The organism is Pseudobdellovibrionaceae bacterium, assembly GCA_020635075.1.
Lineage (GTDB): Bacteria > Bdellovibrionota > Bdellovibrionia > Bdellovibrionales > UBA1609 > JADZEO01.
In genome coordinates, this window is the sequence record JACKAM010000001.1 from 775,935 (window position 1) to 793,746 (window position 17,812).

A 17,812-nucleotide genomic window follows, 5' to 3' on the forward strand; every position below is an offset into this window, starting at 1 on the left:
GAGGGCAAAGAGATTTCCATTACCCAGAACTAGTCCTTCGCCGGTTTTCCCGTCGCCTTCAGTGGATTGGGATTGTGGTACAGCAAGTACTTGGCGGTTTCGTAAAGGCCCATGGTGAGATCCATCATCTTTTGAGCGCGCTCTGGGTGAGCGGCAGATTGATCCACAGCTGGCGTATCCGACTTATAATCGTAGAGTCCTTCTCTTCTGCCAGGTTCGGCGACCAAATAGAAATCATCATCCATCAGAGCAATGTGGGGAGGGGAGCGGTAATAGACGTAGTGAAAGGCAAAGCGCCGATCATCAAAGCGGGTGTCCCAGAGATCACGGCCAAAGGTGCGCACCAGGGTTTTGTGACCGGTGAGGCTGGCAATGGTGACCAGCACGTCGGGTTCGGTGGCAAACTTGTGGATCACTTCGGGTTCTGATTTCCAACCTGGGTGGTAGAAAACCAAAGGGACCTGAAAGCGGGTGATGTGGTGATGCTGAAAGCCCTTCGATAAGTGCTGAGCCTCCAAGTCGGGGAGACCATGATCGCCAATAATCACAAACAAAGTGTTTTGATAGTAGGGGGCTTTGGAGGCTAATTCTAAAAAGTGGCCCAAACTGTAATCAGAAAAGCGCAGGGAGTTGTACTCTTCGTTGGAAACAAAACCGTATTTTTTGATTTCCCCATCATTGAGTTGAGTTTCCTTAAAGTGTCCGCGAGATTCAGGAATGGTATAAGGACGGTGAAAGCCGGCCGTCTGCACGACGGCGAAAAAAGGCTGATGGCTGGGGAGTTCACTCAACTGCCTGTTGGCTTCCACAAAGAGATCATAGTCTGAAATTCCCCACACGTCGGTCCTGGGAGATTCAAACATCCCCTCTTCGACGATTTTCATGTCCGGGATATTGTGGGCAATAACGCCGCGGATGTTTCCCCAGTTGGCACTGCCACCAATAAAGTAGAACTTCTGGTGAGCCTTAAAGGCATTGATCAGAGTGTGTTGGTCCACAATCAATGGATTGCGGCTTGAAGTCCGGCTGGCTCCCACGTCAGGTATTCCTGTGAGTACGCCAAAAATACTACGAGCAGTCCCTTCAGAAGGAACAAAAAAGCGATCAAACAATTTACCCTTTTTTGCCACAACGTCGAAATTGGGCGTCGGATCCAGAGGGTGTCCCAGGACTCCCGTTTTGTGAGCAGCAAAGGACTCCATGACGATCAACACCACATTGGTGGTTTGAGGCAAAAGGCCTTTAGGCTCTAGCCAACGGTCAAAATTGAGGGTCTCTTCATTGCGGTCTTCCACGCCCAAATAATCGGCCACCTGTTGGTAGTGGTGGCGGACTTTGTCTTTGTTAAAGGGCTCTTCGCGGTTATCGAGAGTATCAAAGAAGTAATGAATGGGATTCATGCCGAGAGAGGCCACAAAGGTATTGGTGGAAAAGTAGGCTTCGCTCCAGCGCAAAGGGTAGGCGGACACTTTGCCGTAAAGGCCGGCGAGCATGAGCAAAACAACCGTAAACCCCTTGACCCACGCCTGCCACCCAGGCAAGGCCCCGGTGCGAGGAGTTGACGTCAGACCTTTTCCCGTGGTGGCCGCCTCCATCAGTCGTTTGGTCCACCAGGTGAAGACAGTCGTGGTCAGAGCCAGGCTAAGCAGAATGAGAATCACCGGATATGTTTGCCACACCATTTGGGCACTGATGATGGGGTTCTCCAAAAAGTGCAGAACCGTGGCGTTCACGCGCAAACCCAAATAACTGTAGTAGGCAAAGTCCAGGGCGTAAAAAAACAAGGAAGCAAAAAAACACAGGCTGTACCAAGCCGTCCATAAGGGGATGACTTTGTTGCGACGAAAGGGATTCAAGGCGGGCAAAAGCATGGCCAAAGCCGGCACCAGCAAAAAGACCAAAACCACACGGGTATCAAACTTAAGCCCCAAGTAAAAGGCATGCATCAAGTCGGAGGAGGGGGTCTCTCCTGAACGGAAGAACCAGTAAAAACCCAAGCGCATGAGGCTAAATGGCACAAGAAAGGAAAGGCAGATATAAAACAGCAGCCGCCCCCGGCCACCCAGTACTTTAAAAAGCATGGGGATGGTTTACACCATTGGGCAAAAGGGGACAATCAGGATGTGGGCTATTTGATTTCGTTCAATCCCCAGTCGTATTTGAGGAAGTCCAATTTTAACTCTCCCCCCTTGATCTTCTCTTGCATCGCCGGATCGTCCGTCATGTAGGGAGCCACAAATGCGGCCACAGAGCCGGCCTTTTTGGTAAAGTCCTCGGCAAACCAGGGTTCGGTGTCGAAGATCTTAGAGAGGAAAACCTTGCCCTCTTTTTCATCAATCCTGTTGCGCGTTGTATCACGTAAAAACAGCTTGGCCTGTTCTTCCAGTTGGTCAGTGAGCTGGTCTCCGGTGAAGGCTTCTTGGCGCAAGGCCGGGCAGCCGACCGAGGCGCAGTTGAGAGCAAAATGAATCCGTGGTTCCTGGTAGTTTTTGCGAATGGTCCCGTGTTCAATCCAGTCCAAATGGCGCTTTTTCCCTAAGAGTCCGAAAAACTCAACGCGCCAGGGGTTGGTAAAAAAACCACCAATCTTGCGAATCGAGGCGACGGGATAGTTGTTGACGATGTGCTGAAGGGTAAAACCATTGTAGGCATTAATCAAAAAGGCCAACTGCTGTTCTTTCTTCCATGCCTTAAATTCGCTCTCCGTCACATTCGAGAGCTGGCTAAGAAAATCGTCTAGGACCTTGCGGCCCTTTTTGAGTTCTAGGTATTTCACCTGGCTAGCAGGCCCCTTGACCACTACAAAGTTCTGTAGAATTTCTGTCCAGACCTTGTAGCTGTGATCAAAGCCAGCGGCGACCGAGGCCTGTTGGGCTGAGGTTGTGTTGTCCTCCGCTGTGGCCAAGGAGAGAGGAGTTATGAGACCCAGGATGAAGCCAGAAAAAAGAACCCATTTGGCTTGCGGCGAAAAGCGTTGCTTCAACATGATGAAAATCTCCTTTAACCTCGGCGCCAGGCGTGAAAGCGGGCGAGCCAGTTGAGTATGCCTTCGGGCTTGCGTTCCCGCTTCCAGTTTCCGGCCAGGTATTTATTGGCCTCGGCCATTGTTGGATAAATGTGTATGGTCCCCAAGATTGAATTCAGGCCAAAGCCGTTTTTCATGGCGGCAATGAACTCACTAATCAAATCGCTAGCGTGGTAGCCAACAATGGTGGCACCCAAGATGGTGTCGGTTCCCGGTTTGGTGAGCACCTTCACAAAGCCGTGGTCCTCTTCGTCGGCAATGGCTCGGTCCAGATCATCAATGCCGTAAGTGGTGAGTTCATAGGCAATGCCCTTCTCTTTGGCCGCAGTTTCTGTCAATCCAACCGTGGCCACCTCCGGATCGGTATAGGTGGCCCAGGGAATGACTGAGTAATTCACCTTAAAGCCTTTATTGAAGGGCGGAGGAATGAGCTTTAAAAACGGACGAAAGAGAGCATTCACACAGGCGTAATAGGCTTGATGGGCGGCGGTGTGGGTGAACTGGTAGGGACCTGCCACATCACCACAGACAAAAATATTTGGGTAGTTGGTACACAAAAACTCATCCACTTGCACGGTGCCCCGAGGGCTAATAGTTACCCCGAGGTCTTCCAAGCCAAAACCCGTGACATTGGCCTTGCGGCCAATGGCGACAAGAAGTTGATCAAATTCAATGGCCACATCTTTGCCTTGATGTTCGGCAATCAGGGTCTTTTGTCCACCGCGTATTTCAAAGGCTTTTGCCTTGTGATTGGTGAGAAGATTCATACCTTCACTAGAAAGTTTTTTGCTCACGGCCTCTGAAACATCTTCGTCTTCGCGTGCCATTATTCGCGGCGCCATTTCCACCAAAGTGACTTGGGAGCCGAAGCGCTGAAAGCATTGGGCGATCTCGCAGCCAATGGGTCCTCCGCCCAGGACCACCATGCGTTTTGGGAGTTCACGAATATTCCACAGGCTGTCGGAGGTCAAAAAGGGTATCTGTTCCAGGCCCGGAATCGGCGGCACAAAGGGGCGAGCCCCCGTGGCAATAATAATTGCCTTGGTGGTGAGAGTGCGGCCGTTGACGGCGACTTCCCATGGGCTGAGGATCTTAGCCTCGCCCTGAATACACTCCACCCCCAATCCCGTGTATCGCTCCACTGAATCATGGGGCTCAATCTTTTTGACCACCTTTTGCACCCGCTCCATCACTTCGGCAAAGTCAAAGTCGATGGTGGTTGAGCGAAAGCCAAAGTCTTGAGCTCGTTTGGCGTAAGAGAGCATTTTCGCAGAGCGAATGAGCGCTTTGCTGGGGACACAGCCGGTGTTCAGGCAGTCGCCACCCATCTTGTGTTTTTCAATCAGCGCCACTTTGGCTTTGAGGGCTGCCGCCAAGTAGGAAGACACCAGGCCTGCTGCTCCCGCACCAATCACGACCATGTTGTAATCAAAGCGCGAGGGTTTTTTGAAACTCTTCATACCGATCGCCTTTTTTGAACCTGAGCCATCACTTTTTTAACCACCAGTGGGAAAACACCAAGGAGAGCGAAAGACAGGAGAAGAGAAGGGGACAGTATCCCCTTTAACGAATCCAGTTTTCCCAACTGGGTGCCCGCATTCACATAGACGATGGTTCCAGGGAGCATACCGATTTGCGATACCACAAAATACTGGAGGGTACGAATCGGTGTGAGGCCCATCACCAAATTGATCACAAAAAACGGAAAAGCAGGGATGAGTCTGAGGGTAAACAAGTAGAAGGCGCCTTCGCGTTCAACACCTTGATTAATGGCTTTGATCTTTTCGCCGAACTTAGCTTGCACATAATCTCGCAGCATAAAGCGAGCCACCAAAAAGGCCAGGGTGGCTCCAAGTGTAGAAGCAAAGGACACGGTGATTGTTCCCACCAGGACACCAAACATCATCCCACCGGCCAGGGTCATGACGGTAGCCCCAGGGAGAGAGAGGGCCGTCACCAGCACATAGACAACAAAATAGATGGCAATCGTCAGGGCTGGATTTTGGTTGTAGTAGTTCTGGAAGGCGGCTTGTTGGGACTTCAAATACTCGAAGCTCAAATACTGGCCGAGATCGAAAAAGAAGAAACTGCCAATGGCGATGGCGAGAACCCCAAGCAGAAGGATCTTACTCATGTTGTTTTTCATGGGGTGGCCTTTCTCGCTGCTGGTGGCTCGGGTTGGACTCTCTAAGGATAGAGGATTCCTCTGGAAATTCAATTGGATATCAGCCATTTATTGGGCTCCTGGTGAAAACTATTCTTGGGTAAACGCCTGGCGTAATCCCTCAACCTTTGATATGAGATTGGGGCCCAGAAGTTACATGGGCGAGGAGATTGAGGCGTGTCTGATCGAGAAGACCCGGTGATCCGGGAACTTCAACCCCTACGAAAACTACCGGATGTGGCCGAGGTTTCTGTTTCCACCCAAGCATCGACGATTGATTGGGTGGGGATGGAAGAGATGGAGCTTCCGCTTCTGGATTTAGACCCTGACAAAGGGCCGGTGCAGATTCCGGCTCGTGTGGCAGCCTTTGTGAGTCTCGATCAACAAAACCAACGTGGCATCCACATGTCCCGTCTCTACACTTTGCTGCGCGATCGCCTGGCCAGTGAGGCCTTAAACTTCAAGTTCTTGCGCGCCCTTGTTGATGACATGATTCAATCCCAACAGGACCTCAGTCAGAGCGCTCGCTTGGAACTCAAGTTTGAGAAGTGGCGCAAGCGGCCGGCCCTCAAAAGTGGGGAGTGGGGATGGCGCCGCTACCCCTTTAAAGTGTTACTTGAAAAAACACCCATGGGTGTGCGCTTTGAGATTGGCTTTGAAGTGCTTTATTCCAGCACTTGTCCCGCCAGTGCGGCCCTGGCCCGTCATGATTTGGTTGAATCCTTGCTGAAAGAGTTTGGACCTGGAAAGTGGTCTTCATCAAAGATCACCGAATGGTTGGATGATTCGCGCACGGCAGTGGCGACACCTCATGCCCAGCGCAGTCGGGCTGAGATTCGTTTAAACATCCTGGACGGCGCTTTGATTACTGATTGGAGCGAGTTTGTCGACCGGGCCGAATCAGCTTTTGGCACTCCGGTGCAAACCGCCGTTCGCAGGGAAGACGAACAGGAGTTTGCCCGTCTCAATGGCCGCAATCTGTTGTTTTGTGAGGATGCGGCCCGAAGGATCCTCTTTGCCTTTAAAGACGACCGCAGGTTGCGTGGTTTTCACGTTCGGGTGGAGCACCAGGAAAGCCTTCATCCCCATAATGCGGTGGCCAGTCTGAGTTGGCCACCTACCAACTGAAAATCGTTCTTAATTTCATTTGACCCTTCAGCTCGCTCCAGGTAGGAGTAGAGCCTATGAAATCCGATGATTCTCCGTCCCTAGTTCGGGGACAGCAAAACCCGCCAGAAAAGCTCGTTGGCCGAGAACCAGTTGATGAAGCCGCATTTAAACGCATCATTCGCGAAATGGGCCTTAAGGTCACCCACCAACGAATGGCGATTTTAAGTGCATTGACCGAAGGGCGGGCTCACGTCACGGCCCAGGAAGTCTATGAGGCCATCCAAGATGACCACCCGGAAATTGGCTTCGCCACTGTCTATCGCTTTCTGCGTAAAATGACGGAGAAGAGTTTCGTTACCGAGGTGCGTATGGGAGGTCTCCCAGCCCGCTATGAGTTAACCCCGCGTCGTCATCATGACCATTTGACTTGCGAGAAGTGTGGTAAGATCGTTGAGTTTGAGAACTCGCAGATCGAGGCTCTGCAAAAGCAAGTGGCTGATCAGCACGGTTTTAAGCTCACTCACCACGTGCTGGAACTCTACGGTTTTTGTTCCAATTGCCAATAAGGAAGGGTCCTGTTTGGAAATCGACACTCCAAGGATTGACGCCCATTCCCTGCCGCCAGAAGAGGGGATTTGGGTCCGCCGTGCCTCTGAGCACAATCTTAAGGGCATAAACGTCTTTATTCCCAGGAATAAAATCACCGTTATTACCGGATTGAGTGGCAGCGGCAAATCCTCTTTGGCATTCGACACCATCTATGCCGAGGGCCAGCGTAGATACGTTGAAAGCTTGTCGGCCTATTCACGCAACTTTCTTGAACAGATGAAAAAGCCCGACGTGGAAGCCATAGTTGGATTAAGCCCGGCGATTGCCATTGATCAAAAGTCCATCAATCCCAATCCGCGCTCCACCGTTGGGACGGTGACTGAGGTCTACGACTATTTGCGGCTGCTCTACGCTCGGGTGGGAGTGCCTCGTTGCCCCGAACACCGGGTGCCGGTCGACAGCCAGTCGCCTCAGCAGATTGTCGACGAGATCATGAGACAAAAAGCTGGCACTAAGTTTTTTCTCCTCGCTCCAGTGGCTCAGGGGAAAAAGGGCGAGTTTTTGGCTGAGTTTCGCAAATGGGCAAGCAAAGGATTTACTCGTGCCCGCGTCGACGGCGAATGGATTGAGCTCGCTAAGGCAAAGAAATTGGCCAAGCGCAAATCCCATGACATTGATTTGCTCATTGATCGTTTGATTGTCGATGAAAAGTACCTGCCGCGTCTCAAAGAGAGCGTGAACCTTGCATTGAGTATGGCCGATGGCATGGTAGCCATTGAGCCCGTGGGCGGACAAAAGCGAATGTTTTCCATTCATCGAGCTTGTCCGGTCTGTGGCTACAGCTTTCCTGAGATCGAGCCCCGCCTGTTTAGTTTTAATAATCCTCGGGGAGCCTGTGAAACTTGTCACGGCCTTGGTGTGTTGGCGGATGAGGACGAGGTCGAGGATCGAGACGACGATGAAGCCAGCGAAGAGGCCTTTGAAGCACAAACCTGTCCCGACTGTGATGGGAAACGCCTAAATCAAGAGGCATTGAACGTGCAACTTGCGGGTAAAGACATTGCTGAACTTTCAAACCTGCCAGTGATTGAGCTCAAAGAATACCTCCATTCCAACTTGAAACTGGCCGATCGGGAGTCTTTGATTGCAGAAAAGATTTTGCGGCAGATTCTAGGTCGTCTTGATTATCTTGAACGAGTGGGTACCGGTTATTTGAGTTTGGATCGCAAGACCAGGACCTTGTCTGGTGGAGAGGCCCAACGGATTCGCCTGGCTTCCCAGGTCGGTTCGGCTCTGGTGGGTGTTTTATATGTGTTAGATGAACCGAGTATTGGCCTTCACCCACGGGATCATCGCCGGCTACTTGAGATCCTCGAAGAAATGCGCGAACGGGGCAATACTGTTCTCCTCGTAGAGCATGACGAAGAAACAATTCGGGCCGCTGATCATTTGATCGACCTTGGACCACGTGCGGGCCTTCATGGCGGCGAGCTCATGGCTGAGGGAACTCCCGAAGAGGTGAGTCGTGAGGCGAAGAGCCTGACCGGCCGCTATCTTTCCGGCAAAGAAAAAATTCCTGTCCCTTCGAGCCGTCGCAAAGGGTCGGGGGAAAAACTGATTCTTGAAGGGGCCACGGGCAACAATCTTCGCGGTGACAAATTGGAACTTCCTCTGGGGTGTCTCATTGGTATCACGGGAGTTTCGGGAAGTGGCAAAAGCACCCTCGTCGTGGATACCTTGTATCGAGTATTGGCTAGGCATTTTTATGGCAGCCTGGCTGAACCCTCGCCGTACAAGAACATTAAGGGCATTGAACATCTGGACAAGGTGATTGAAATCAACCAAAAGCCCATTGGTCGCACACCTAGATCCATTCCGGCTACCTATGTGGGACTATTTCCGGTGGTGCGCCAGTTGTTTGCCGAGCTCCCTGAGGCCAAGATTCGTGGCTACCGGCCCGGACATTTTAGCTTTAACGTCAAAGGCGGTCGTTGTGAGGTCTGTGGCGGCGGTGGTCAGGTTAAAGTGGAGATGCACTTTTTAAGCAATGTCTATGTGACCTGTGATGCCTGTTTGGGGAATCGCTACACCCGCGAGACTCTCAACATGAAGTTCCGCGAGAAGTCCATCGCCGACGTTCTGCAGATGTCCGTGGAAGAGGCCGCCGAGTTTTTTCAGCACCACCCACCGGTGGCAAGAAAGCTGGAGACTCTGAAACGCGTGGGGCTGGATTACATGACCCTGGGGCAGAGTTCGACCACTCTGAGTGGGGGAGAGGCTCAAAGAGTTAAGCTCAGCAAGGAACTCTCCAAGCGGGGCACTGGGAAAACCCTATATATCCTTGATGAGCCCACCACTGGGCTCCACTTTGACGATGTTAAAAAGCTCATTGAGCTTCTTCAGGAGTTGGTCGATCAGGGCAACACCGTCCTGGTCATCGAGCACCAAATGGACGTGATTAGAAACTGCGATTACCTGGTCGACCTGGGCCCCGAAGGGGGAGTGGGTGGAGGCGAAATCGTCGCTGCCGGGACTCCGGAAGAGGTGGCCCGATCCCCTCGCAGTGTGACGGGGCAGTTTTTGTGATCATCAGATGGGTCAAAAATCTCTGACTGTTGCCAAAATGCAGCCAAAAAAAGAACTGGCAGAAAGTGGTTAAATTATTGATTCGCCTCATTTTCCCACAATAAGACAGGACTTTTGTTAGGCACTCCCTCTAGGATTACGGGGGGTCGCCGATAGGTTATTGATTGGTGCTCTTTTCGCGGGACGTTTGTGAAATAAAGAGGCATCACTCTCTACTATTTATCGGAACGTCTACGACGAGGTGTGGGAGTATGTCTTGGGATGATATCCCGAGTTGGGCCAATGATGTGGCCAACTCGATTTTACAAACAGTGAAGAAGAAAGATCCATTCACTTTTTACCATTGCTGCCGTGTCGGCCGTGGATCTCGTAAACTAGCCAAAGCCATGGGACTCAATGATTTCGAGCAAGCTGTGCTTGAATTCTCTGGCTTGTTTCATGACGTGGGTAAAGTGGGAGTGCCTGACAGCATTCTCCTCAAGCCCGGTCGCCTCACGGCGGATGAAGTCGAAGTGATGAAGGCTCATCCGATCAAGAGTGCAGAGATTCTGGAGCCCTTGAGTCACATTCCATTTTTTAGATTTCTGTTACCAGGAATTCGCTACCACCACGAAAAAATCGATGGCACCGGCTATCCATTCAATTTGGTGGGCGACCGAATTCCTCTTCCAGCAAGGGTCATTGCGGTCGTGGACACTTACGATGCGATGACAAATAAGCGTCCTTATCGCGAAGCTCTCCCTGAAGACAAAGTCATCAAAGAGCTGATCGACTATAGTGGAAGTCAATTCGATGCCAATTTGGTCAAAGTATTCCTTGAAGCCTTGCCCTATTTCCACGAGGAAAAAGAGGACGAGGATGTTGTTGTGCACCATATTCTAAAGGCGGCTTGACGGGAAGACAGGACGCAGGACCTCCGTACGGCGGGGGTTCGATAGGGGGGACCGCGCTACAAGAAGTAGCGCGGTTTGTTTTTGCCCCTGATGAAAAGGGCGCATCTCCTGCGTTGTCGGGCCCTCATCTCACTCCAACGTACCAGTAAGTACGCCTCCGTTCGATGAGGCCCCTCCGCCTTGGATCTACACCCTTTTCATCAGGGGCATTAATCCATATAGGGTGAAAATGGCCCGTCTCCGGCGTTAAACGACTTTTCCCTCGCTCCAACGTACCAACTAGTACGATTCTGCTCGGTCAAAGTCGTTTGCCTTGGATCCGAACCATTTTGACCGGCCGCCAGGATCACGCTTGGATCTACACCCTTTTCATCAGGGGCATAGAGCAAAATAGGGTGAAAATGGCCCGTCTCCTGCGTTTTTTTGGTTCCGATATCAGATGTCCGATATCAGATATCAGATATCCGAATTGATACACTGGACCGCGGTACCGGGAAAACCTTTTGATTGCGACGAAGGGCAAAGGGACCTATGATTTTGCTTTAGGTTAATTGCCTTCAGGAGGATCTCTGATGAAATGGATTTTGGTTGCAATGGCGGCGTCGATGATGACTGTTGTAGGGTGTGCAGGTAAACAGAAAGAGCCGGATCGGGCGACTGTTCGAAAATGGCCGAAGTGTTATCACCGCAATATGAAGATTTTTAACGAATGTGTGGAGCGCAATGAGGCCGGTGAAACAGTGACCGCACTGGAAATCGAAAACGACGGTCTGCCCAAATAAGCGCGGGAAGCGGCTTATAACCTATTGTTCAACAACAGAGCGGGATTTCTCTTCTTGAGAAATTCCGCTTTTTGTTTCTCTCCGATACGGAAGTTTTCTAATTCCGTTTACACCTTCTACAGGATGTCCTGTTCTTATCCGCGTCCTTTGACCAATTTTTTTTATTCGCAATTAGATACGGTTATGGCTGACAAAAAAACTTGAGAGTCACCTAGGTGTTCCGAAGTGGTGGTCATCACAATCGGAGAGCACCATGAAGCGATTCACCTCGGCCTTGTCTTTCATCCAGTATCTTTTACTTCCAATCATGGCAGTGTCGGCTAGCCCTATGGCCGGAGCGAACGAAGTGACCCCAATGTGTTTCGAATTCAGGTCGGAGGAGAATCCGCAAAGAATCTCAGAGAGCTTTGTTCGCACCATCGCCGAGAGTGAATCCTTCTTTGATAGCCAGGTGTGGTGTTACCTGGAGTCGGGGGAAGGTGAGACCTTTCTATTTAATAATGATGAGCCTGAGATTCGTCCAGAGTTGGCTCTCCTGATTCAACAAGGTCCACATTCCGAAGAGACGACATTTACTTCAGGAGTACGCATTCGCGGCCAACTAAAGCAGGTAAAAACTGAAGACCCCGGATTTTCTCCTTTTAATGTGCCTCTTGATGAACTGGAAGCACAAAGTTCAGGACGAGCTGTCGCCATGATGGGATTTGGCGCCTACCACCAAAAGCAAATCAATCAGGTCATCGAATCCTTTCGCCGTACTCGGCTTAAAACAAGTCGGAATTTAGGTGTGATGAATTTCACTGAAGAGGAAAGGCTCCCTGAGCGCCTTCACCCCTACGATGCCTATTGGTGGCCTCATCGAGATGTACCACTCGCAGCGGGAGATCATTCGCCCTTGGGAAAATATGACCGGGCTGTGCAAGCACGCACGGGCCGAAATCCTGGGGCAGTCGATTGGGAAAAGCGCGTTCATTCGCTGGAACATGTCGACTGGGGCGGACACTGCAATGGTTGGGCGGCGAGCTCAGTTCTTTATGAAAAATGGGCCACGCGCCTTTGGGACCCCGAGACGGAAACTGTGATTCAGCCCTCGGACGTGGACGGTATTCGGGCTGAGGCCAGCTTTTGTGTGCAATGGGCATTCTATGGTCAACGCTATCGTAGTGGTGGCGACATTGCCGATATTTATCCTGACAAGTTTCACAAGGTGTTGCGCTACTACCTGAAGTACCAACAAAAACCCATCGCCACCGACTACGTTGTCGGTGAGAGTGTGGACAATAACGTGATCACTGGCTACCACTCCAGCTTTACGGCCATTGCCGATCGCCCTGGGTGGTATGACGTGGTCACGCGTTTGCAGATGCACGAATACGGTGGGCGGCACGAGGATGTACAGCGGGCGAAAATGTACGAGAACACTTACTCCTACCGTCTGCAGATGGACGAAAGAGGCAACATCCTGTCTGGGGAATGGGTCGATCCCGAAGAGCACCCTGATTTTCTCTGGGTACCCTTGGCGCAAAAGAATTGCGGCCGAGAGAACCCATATATCGATCCCGACTATCTTGAGCGGTGGTTGGCATCTCTGCCCCAGGCAGAGTGGAAGTATGTCCCTCTCAATCTGGAGTTTTCTGACAGCATGGCTGCGGGAAGCAAAGTGACTCTGCCACTGCCTGTGACTCTCAAGGGTTTAGGTTTTCGCGTTGAGTTTGACGGGTCGGGGTACACAAATTCTCTTGCCATCCGGGCACGAGGTGAGGCCAGTCAGTATCCCCTTATCCGCGATGCCTCTCCGGCCGTGAGCAACAGAGAGAGAGTGCGAAATTCTCCGATAGAGAGAGACTTTGCAATCACCAATATGGATGCGCTGATCATTCATAATAGACATGAAGAGGCTAACGAAGCCACTTCGCCATTGAAGATCAAGGGTGTTTGGTACTGGGGTGAGCCATCGACACCCTAGGTTTATCTTTGAATAAAGACAACTTAAGGCATCAATCTATAAGGAGGCATCCATGAAGAAGGTTTTTGTTTTGGCCGCGGCCACTCTAGTCTGGACCCTGTCGGCGACGACGACAGCGCAGGCTCAGGCGGAGGACGTGGAGATGATTTGTATCTCAGAAAGAGATTACAATGGTGAATTCGATCACATCGCCGATCGGGTTTGGTATGTGGAAAGAGATGGTATTGTTTTTTACTGCGTGACAGAGGATGACCTCGGCGAACCTGAAGCACCCGTCGATCCTGAGGATCCGGGACAAGACCCTGGGCAAGATCCTGGGCAAGACCCGGGACAAGACCCGGGACAAGACCCTGGGCAAGATCCTGGGCAAGATCCTGGGCAAGACCCGGGACAAGATCCGGGGCAAGATCCGGGGCAAGACCCGGGACAAGATCCGGGACAAGATCCTGGACAAGATCCGGGACAAGATCCTGGGCAAGACCCGGGGCAAGATCCGGGGCAAGATCCTGGACAAGATCCTGGGCAAGACCCTGGGCAAGATCCGGGACAACAGCCTTAATTTTGGAATTATATGACAGCGTAAACTCTGAGCAGTTTACTTGTCCTCCGCGCCTGGTGAGGTCACCAGGCGTTTTTTGTTATTGCGCCGATTTTGAAAGGTTGTCGGATCTCTGGCGAGTATCGCCGCGCAATTTGAATTTGCTATTGAGCTTGGTGGCGCAGTCCTGGCCTTTGCGCTCACAACAGGCAGCAACAGCAGCAGTGACGGCCTTGATGGACTTGATTTCATCACCACTCAGTTGGTGTTCCGAATCCGCTGTCATGTTGGCCGAGTCAGAGAAGTGAATTTTTTCACCCTTCCCATCACCATCGTCATCGGCAAAGCGGTACATGGTTCCGCGCATTTCTGAGGCACTAGTGGATGTTGGACAAAGATAATACCGTTCGGTTTTTTTGTTGCGGACCAAAATCAGCTCATAGGGGCGAGGGATAAGAACCGCGTCTGCCTGGCAAGCCTCGCGAGCAGGGCCTCCGGGATTGCTACAGCGAATCTGCGCTTCGGTGACATCGTGGTCTCCAAAAGCATCTTTCACGTCATCATAGGCGCCATTGACACCTTTATCGACAAAGTAAAATAGAGCGGCCACGCCGACCGCAAATGCAGCCAAATAAAGTCCCAAGCCATGGGCTTCAGGAATGAGAAGATTCATCATCTCATGGGCCGCGGATTTCTTTTGCGACTCAATTTTGCGCAAGATCCTTTCCATGTATTGGATGCTGCCCTTAACACCTTTGTTTTCGAAATCAATTTGGGCCTCGTAATCGCCAATCTTGTAGACGCCCTTAAAGGGGTCCACCATTTCAACCACCAAGGTTTCCTTGCCGTCAGGGCTCGTCAGCGTGACCTTATACTGGTCGACGGCCATGGCGGGCACAGGCTTGGGGAGAAGTTCCTTGTAGTGGGACTTCAGCCAATTTAGGTCTTCTTTTTTGACTTCAGGTCCACCAAAGACCTCGTCAATCAGGGATTCATAGGTTTTGTGTTTTTTGAACATGATGGTCGCCTGGGCAAGAAGAATGGAGACCTCGTCTTGAGTGGCCTTGCTCTTCGCCATGGCTCCCCAGGTGGGCGTCAGTGCCATACTTAAGCTCAAAAGATAACGAACAATCTTAATTGACTTGAAATCCAATCCCATGGCCTGCTCCTCATCCCGGTTTCTCCTTATAGTTTACCCGATTGGCGGTGCAAAAAAAGGATTCCGCGAAAATTGCAGGCAAGGCTAGCTCTTGGACCAGTTCGCATTCAGAATTGGTGGTGTCAGGATTCTATTGGAGCCATTTAGCCGCCATCAGAGCCCAATAGGTGAAGATCACATCAGCACCGGCCCGTTTGATGGACAACAGACTTTCGAGTGCTGCGGCCCTTTCATCCAGCCAACCCTTTTCAGCAGCTGCCTTAATCATGGAGTACTCGCCGCTGACATTGTAGGCTGCCACTGGGACTTCACAGTTGGCCTTTGCCAAGCTGATCACATCCAAATAGCTGAGAGCAGGCTTGACCATAACCATGTCGGCCCCCTCTTCCTGGTCCATGCGTAACTCGCGCAAAGCTTCAAGCTGGTTGGCCGGATTCATTTGATATGTCTTCTTGTCTCCCTCTTTGGGAGCTGAATCCAGGGCGTCACGAAACGGGCCATAAAAGCATGAAGCATATTTAGCTGCGTAGCTGATAATACCCACATCCGTGAATCCACACTCGTCAAGAACAGCCCGAATGTACTCCACTCGACCATCCATCATATCTGAGGGTGCAACAAAATCAGCTCCCGCTTCGGCTTGCACCAAGGCCATTTCGCCCAGGACCTCAAGGGTTTCATCGTTGAGGATCTCACCATCCTGGACAATGCCATCGTGCCCATCGCTGGAATAGGGGTCCATGGCGACGTCGGTAATGACCGTCAGCCCTGGCAGGGCCTCTTTAAGTGCTGTTACCGTTCGTGGCAACAGGCCTTCGCGATTAGCAGACTCTTTGGCGAGGGAGTCCTTTTTTCTTTCTTCAATTTTGGGAAAGAGAGCGACCGCGGGAACACCCAAATCGAAAGCCTCCCGGGCCTGACGAATGAGCAGATCCGGAGTCCAGCGAAACTGGCCCGGCATGGCGCCAATGGGTTCACTGTTGTTTTCGCCGTCCATGACAAACAGAGGGTATACAAAGTTGTCAGGCCTTAGCCAGGTTTCCTGATTCATTCTTCTCAGAGAGTCACTGCGACGATTGCGACGAGGACGATTGGGAATCCACAGCGTGGACGATGTGTCAGGCATGGGGTGCTCCAGGTGCCAACTGAAGGACAGTTGGATTCAGTTCAAAGGGCATATGGCCCACCAGTTCACGAATGGCCTCAGTCAATGCGATCATCGGTAATCCTTGAATCGAAGAGGGGTCTCGACCCTTGATTTCTCGTACCAGGCAAATTCCAAACCTTTCCAGCTTATAGGCTCCGGCACAGTCCCAAGGGTCGTCCTGTTTTACGTAAGCGCGGATCTCATCTTCAACTAAGTCACGGAAGGTGATGTCCACTCGCTCCACCTGCAAGATTCCCTGTCCTTGGTAAATCACCGCCAGCCCGGTGAGGAGAGAGTGAGTGTGGCCCGACATCTTCATCAGCTGGTGAACGGCATTCTCAGAGTTTCCGGGTTTGCTGAGAATTTCCCCTTCATGAGTGACAGCGATCTGGTCTGAGCCAATAACTAGGGCCTTGGGGTTGTTGACGGCGATGGAGTGGGCTTTGGCTTGAGCCAACTTTTGGCAGATCTCTCTGGGAGGTCCTTTCAATTCACGTTTGAGGGTAGCCTCGTCACTTTCGGGGGGCAACACAGTGAAAGGAAGTCCCCAGGCCTCCAGTTGCTTTTTGCGATAGGGAGAGGCACTGGCAAGGATGATCGGCGGGTGTTCTGCACTCTGTGTCATATCTTCTGCAAACTCCGTGAAAATTGATCCTTCATTGATATAGAATCCTAGGGAAAGGCTCAACCTAAAATAGCGTGCAGCAATCACCTAGGGAGTGCATCGAGTGACCCATTACGTTCACCAACTTGACCCTTTTGCTATTCAATTTACCGAGACCATGGGAATTCGCTGGTATGGACTGGCCTACCTTGCCGGTTTTGTGGGCAGCTATTTGATATTTGTGTGGCTAGCAAAACGGGGTCGCATTCAGCTGCCTGCGGAGAAGGCCGGAGATTTTATCACCTGGGTGGCGATTGGCACCCTGGCCGGCGGCCGTTTAGGATACTGTTTGTTCTATTCGCCTGATTTGTTTTGGCAGTTTTCATCTCAAATCCCTTACTGGGGGGTATTGGAGGTCCACAAAGGGGGGATGGCCAGTCATGGTGGTATAATCGGTGTCCTTTTGGTTTGCCTGTGGTTTGCCCGCAGAGGGGGGTACTCCAAACTTCATCTGATTGATTTGACGGCTTATGGTTGTACCATCGGTTTTACTTTTGGTCGCATCGCCAATTTTATTAACGGTGAACTCTACGGGCGAATTGCACCCGAGACTTTCAAGTGGGCAGTCAAATTCCCCACTGAGCTCTATTACTGGGCCAACTATCAGGTGCAGGAACTTAAGCGCTTGATCCCTGCTTTGGATTCTCTAGGGGCGGTGAAAAATTCCCGAGGGGAGGAACTCATACTGACCCCAGAGAATTGGACCGAATGGGTGAATCGCTATCGATTAGACTCTATAGCCCATGACAATATCAATTCAGTCATTGAGAAGGTGATTTGGGCCACACAGAATGGACAGACCCAAGTCATTGAAGCCATGCAGACGGTATTGAATCCCCGCTATCCCAGTCAGCTCTATCAGTCACTACTCGAAGGCTTTCTCGTTTGGCTGGTGATGACTGTTGTGTGGCTTAAACCCCGCAAGGCGGGTGTGGTGGCCAGTGTTTTTGGCTTTGGCTATTCCATCGCACGAATCATTGGCGAGCAATATCGAATGCCCGATGCCCATATTGGTTTTCAATGGTTGGGTTTGACTCGCGGGCAGTGGCTGAGTGTGGGATTTATTCTTTTTGCTGCAGGCTTTCTGTTTGTGGCCATTAGGACTGAAAACCCTAAGTTGGGTGGACTTTTGAGTGGAGATGGAGAGAGCATAGCAGGAGGGAAGACCTGAGAGGGTGTTTCTTAATCTCTTTTCTTCTCCTTGCAAGTAGCCTAGGTCTTCAAAATCC

General features: G+C 51.4%; 13 protein-coding genes and 1 pseudogene. 8 read left to right on the plus strand and 6 right to left on the minus strand.

Annotated features, from left to right (window positions below; genetic code table 11):
• Positions 1–29 precede the first annotated feature (29 nt).
• The 3 genes and pseudogenes from H6624_03350 to lpdA form a co-directional block, all read right to left on the minus strand.
• Positions 30–2,081, minus strand: a complete 2,052-nt coding sequence (locus tag H6624_03350) for a sulfatase-like hydrolase/transferase (GenBank protein ID MCB9083351.1) — start codon at positions 2,079–2,081, stop codon at positions 30–32.
• 47 nt (positions 2,082–2,128) lie between these two features.
• Positions 2,129–2,986, minus strand: a complete 858-nt coding sequence (locus H6624_03355) for a DUF547 domain-containing protein (GenBank protein MCB9083352.1) — start codon at positions 2,984–2,986, stop codon at positions 2,129–2,131.
• Between the two features lie 14 nt (positions 2,987–3,000).
• A pseudogene (gene lpdA / locus H6624_03360) lies at positions 3,001–5,171 on the minus strand (dihydrolipoyl dehydrogenase).
• A 195-nt stretch (positions 5,172–5,366) separates the two neighbouring features.
• On the opposite strand from lpdA, the gene H6624_03365 reads away from it, so the two are divergent.
• The 7 genes from H6624_03365 (at position 5,367) to H6624_03395 (ending at position 13,650) form a co-directional block, all read left to right on the plus strand.
• A complete protein-coding gene (locus tag H6624_03365; protein ID MCB9083353.1) occupies positions 5,367–6,317 on the plus strand; it encodes a GTP cyclohydrolase I FolE2 in 951 nt (316 codons plus the stop codon).
• Positions 6,318–6,373: 56 nt separating this feature from the next.
• Positions 6,374–6,865, plus strand: coding sequence for a transcriptional repressor (locus H6624_03370; GenBank protein MCB9083354.1), 492 nt, complete (start codon positions 6,374–6,376; stop codon positions 6,863–6,865).
• 49 nt (positions 6,866–6,914) lie between these two features.
• A complete protein-coding gene (uvrA, locus tag H6624_03375; GenBank protein MCB9083355.1) occupies positions 6,915–9,434 on the plus strand; it encodes an excinuclease ABC subunit UvrA in 2,520 nt (839 codons plus the stop codon).
• 251 nt (positions 9,435–9,685) lie between these two features.
• Positions 9,686–10,327 carry an HD-GYP domain-containing protein gene (locus H6624_03380; GenBank protein ID MCB9083356.1) on the plus strand — a complete coding sequence of 214 codons (642 nt, stop codon included), beginning with the start codon at positions 9,686–9,688 and terminating at the stop codon, positions 10,325–10,327.
• 572 nt (positions 10,328–10,899) lie between these two features.
• A complete protein-coding gene (locus H6624_03385; protein MCB9083357.1) occupies positions 10,900–11,109 on the plus strand; it encodes a hypothetical protein in 210 nt (69 codons plus the stop codon).
• Positions 11,110–11,362: 253 nt separating this feature from the next.
• Entirely contained in the window at positions 11,363–13,075 is a 1,713-nt protein-coding gene (locus H6624_03390) for a hypothetical protein (GenBank protein MCB9083358.1), read from the plus strand.
• Positions 13,076–13,323: 248 nt separating this feature from the next.
• Positions 13,324–13,650, plus strand: coding sequence for a hypothetical protein (locus H6624_03395; protein ID MCB9083359.1), 327 nt, complete (start codon positions 13,324–13,326; stop codon positions 13,648–13,650).
• A 63-nt stretch (positions 13,651–13,713) separates the two neighbouring features.
• On the opposite strand, the gene H6624_03400 is transcribed toward H6624_03395, so the two are convergent.
• The 3 genes from H6624_03400 to maf form a co-directional block, all read right to left on the minus strand.
• On the minus strand, positions 13,714–14,772 hold the full coding sequence (locus tag H6624_03400; protein ID MCB9083360.1) for a hypothetical protein: 1,059 nt from the start codon (positions 14,770–14,772) through the stop codon (positions 13,714–13,716).
• A gap of 130 nt (positions 14,773–14,902) precedes the next feature.
• Complete coding sequence (gene hemB / locus H6624_03405; GenBank protein MCB9083361.1) at positions 14,903–15,898, minus strand: porphobilinogen synthase; 996 nt, start codon at positions 15,896–15,898, stop codon at positions 14,903–14,905.
• Positions 15,891–16,544: a septum formation protein Maf gene (maf, locus tag H6624_03410; GenBank protein ID MCB9083362.1), complete on the minus strand. Its 654-nt coding sequence runs from the start codon at positions 16,542–16,544 to the stop codon at positions 15,891–15,893. The genes hemB and maf overlap by 8 nt, the downstream gene beginning before the upstream one ends.
• 103 nt (positions 16,545–16,647) lie before the next feature.
• Between maf and lgt the strand changes: the two genes are divergently transcribed.
• Positions 16,648–17,754 (plus strand): prolipoprotein diacylglyceryl transferase, encoded by a 1,107-nt coding sequence (gene lgt, locus H6624_03415; protein ID MCB9083363.1) that lies wholly within the window; start codon positions 16,648–16,650, stop codon positions 17,752–17,754.
• Positions 17,755–17,812: the final 58 nt, after the last annotated feature.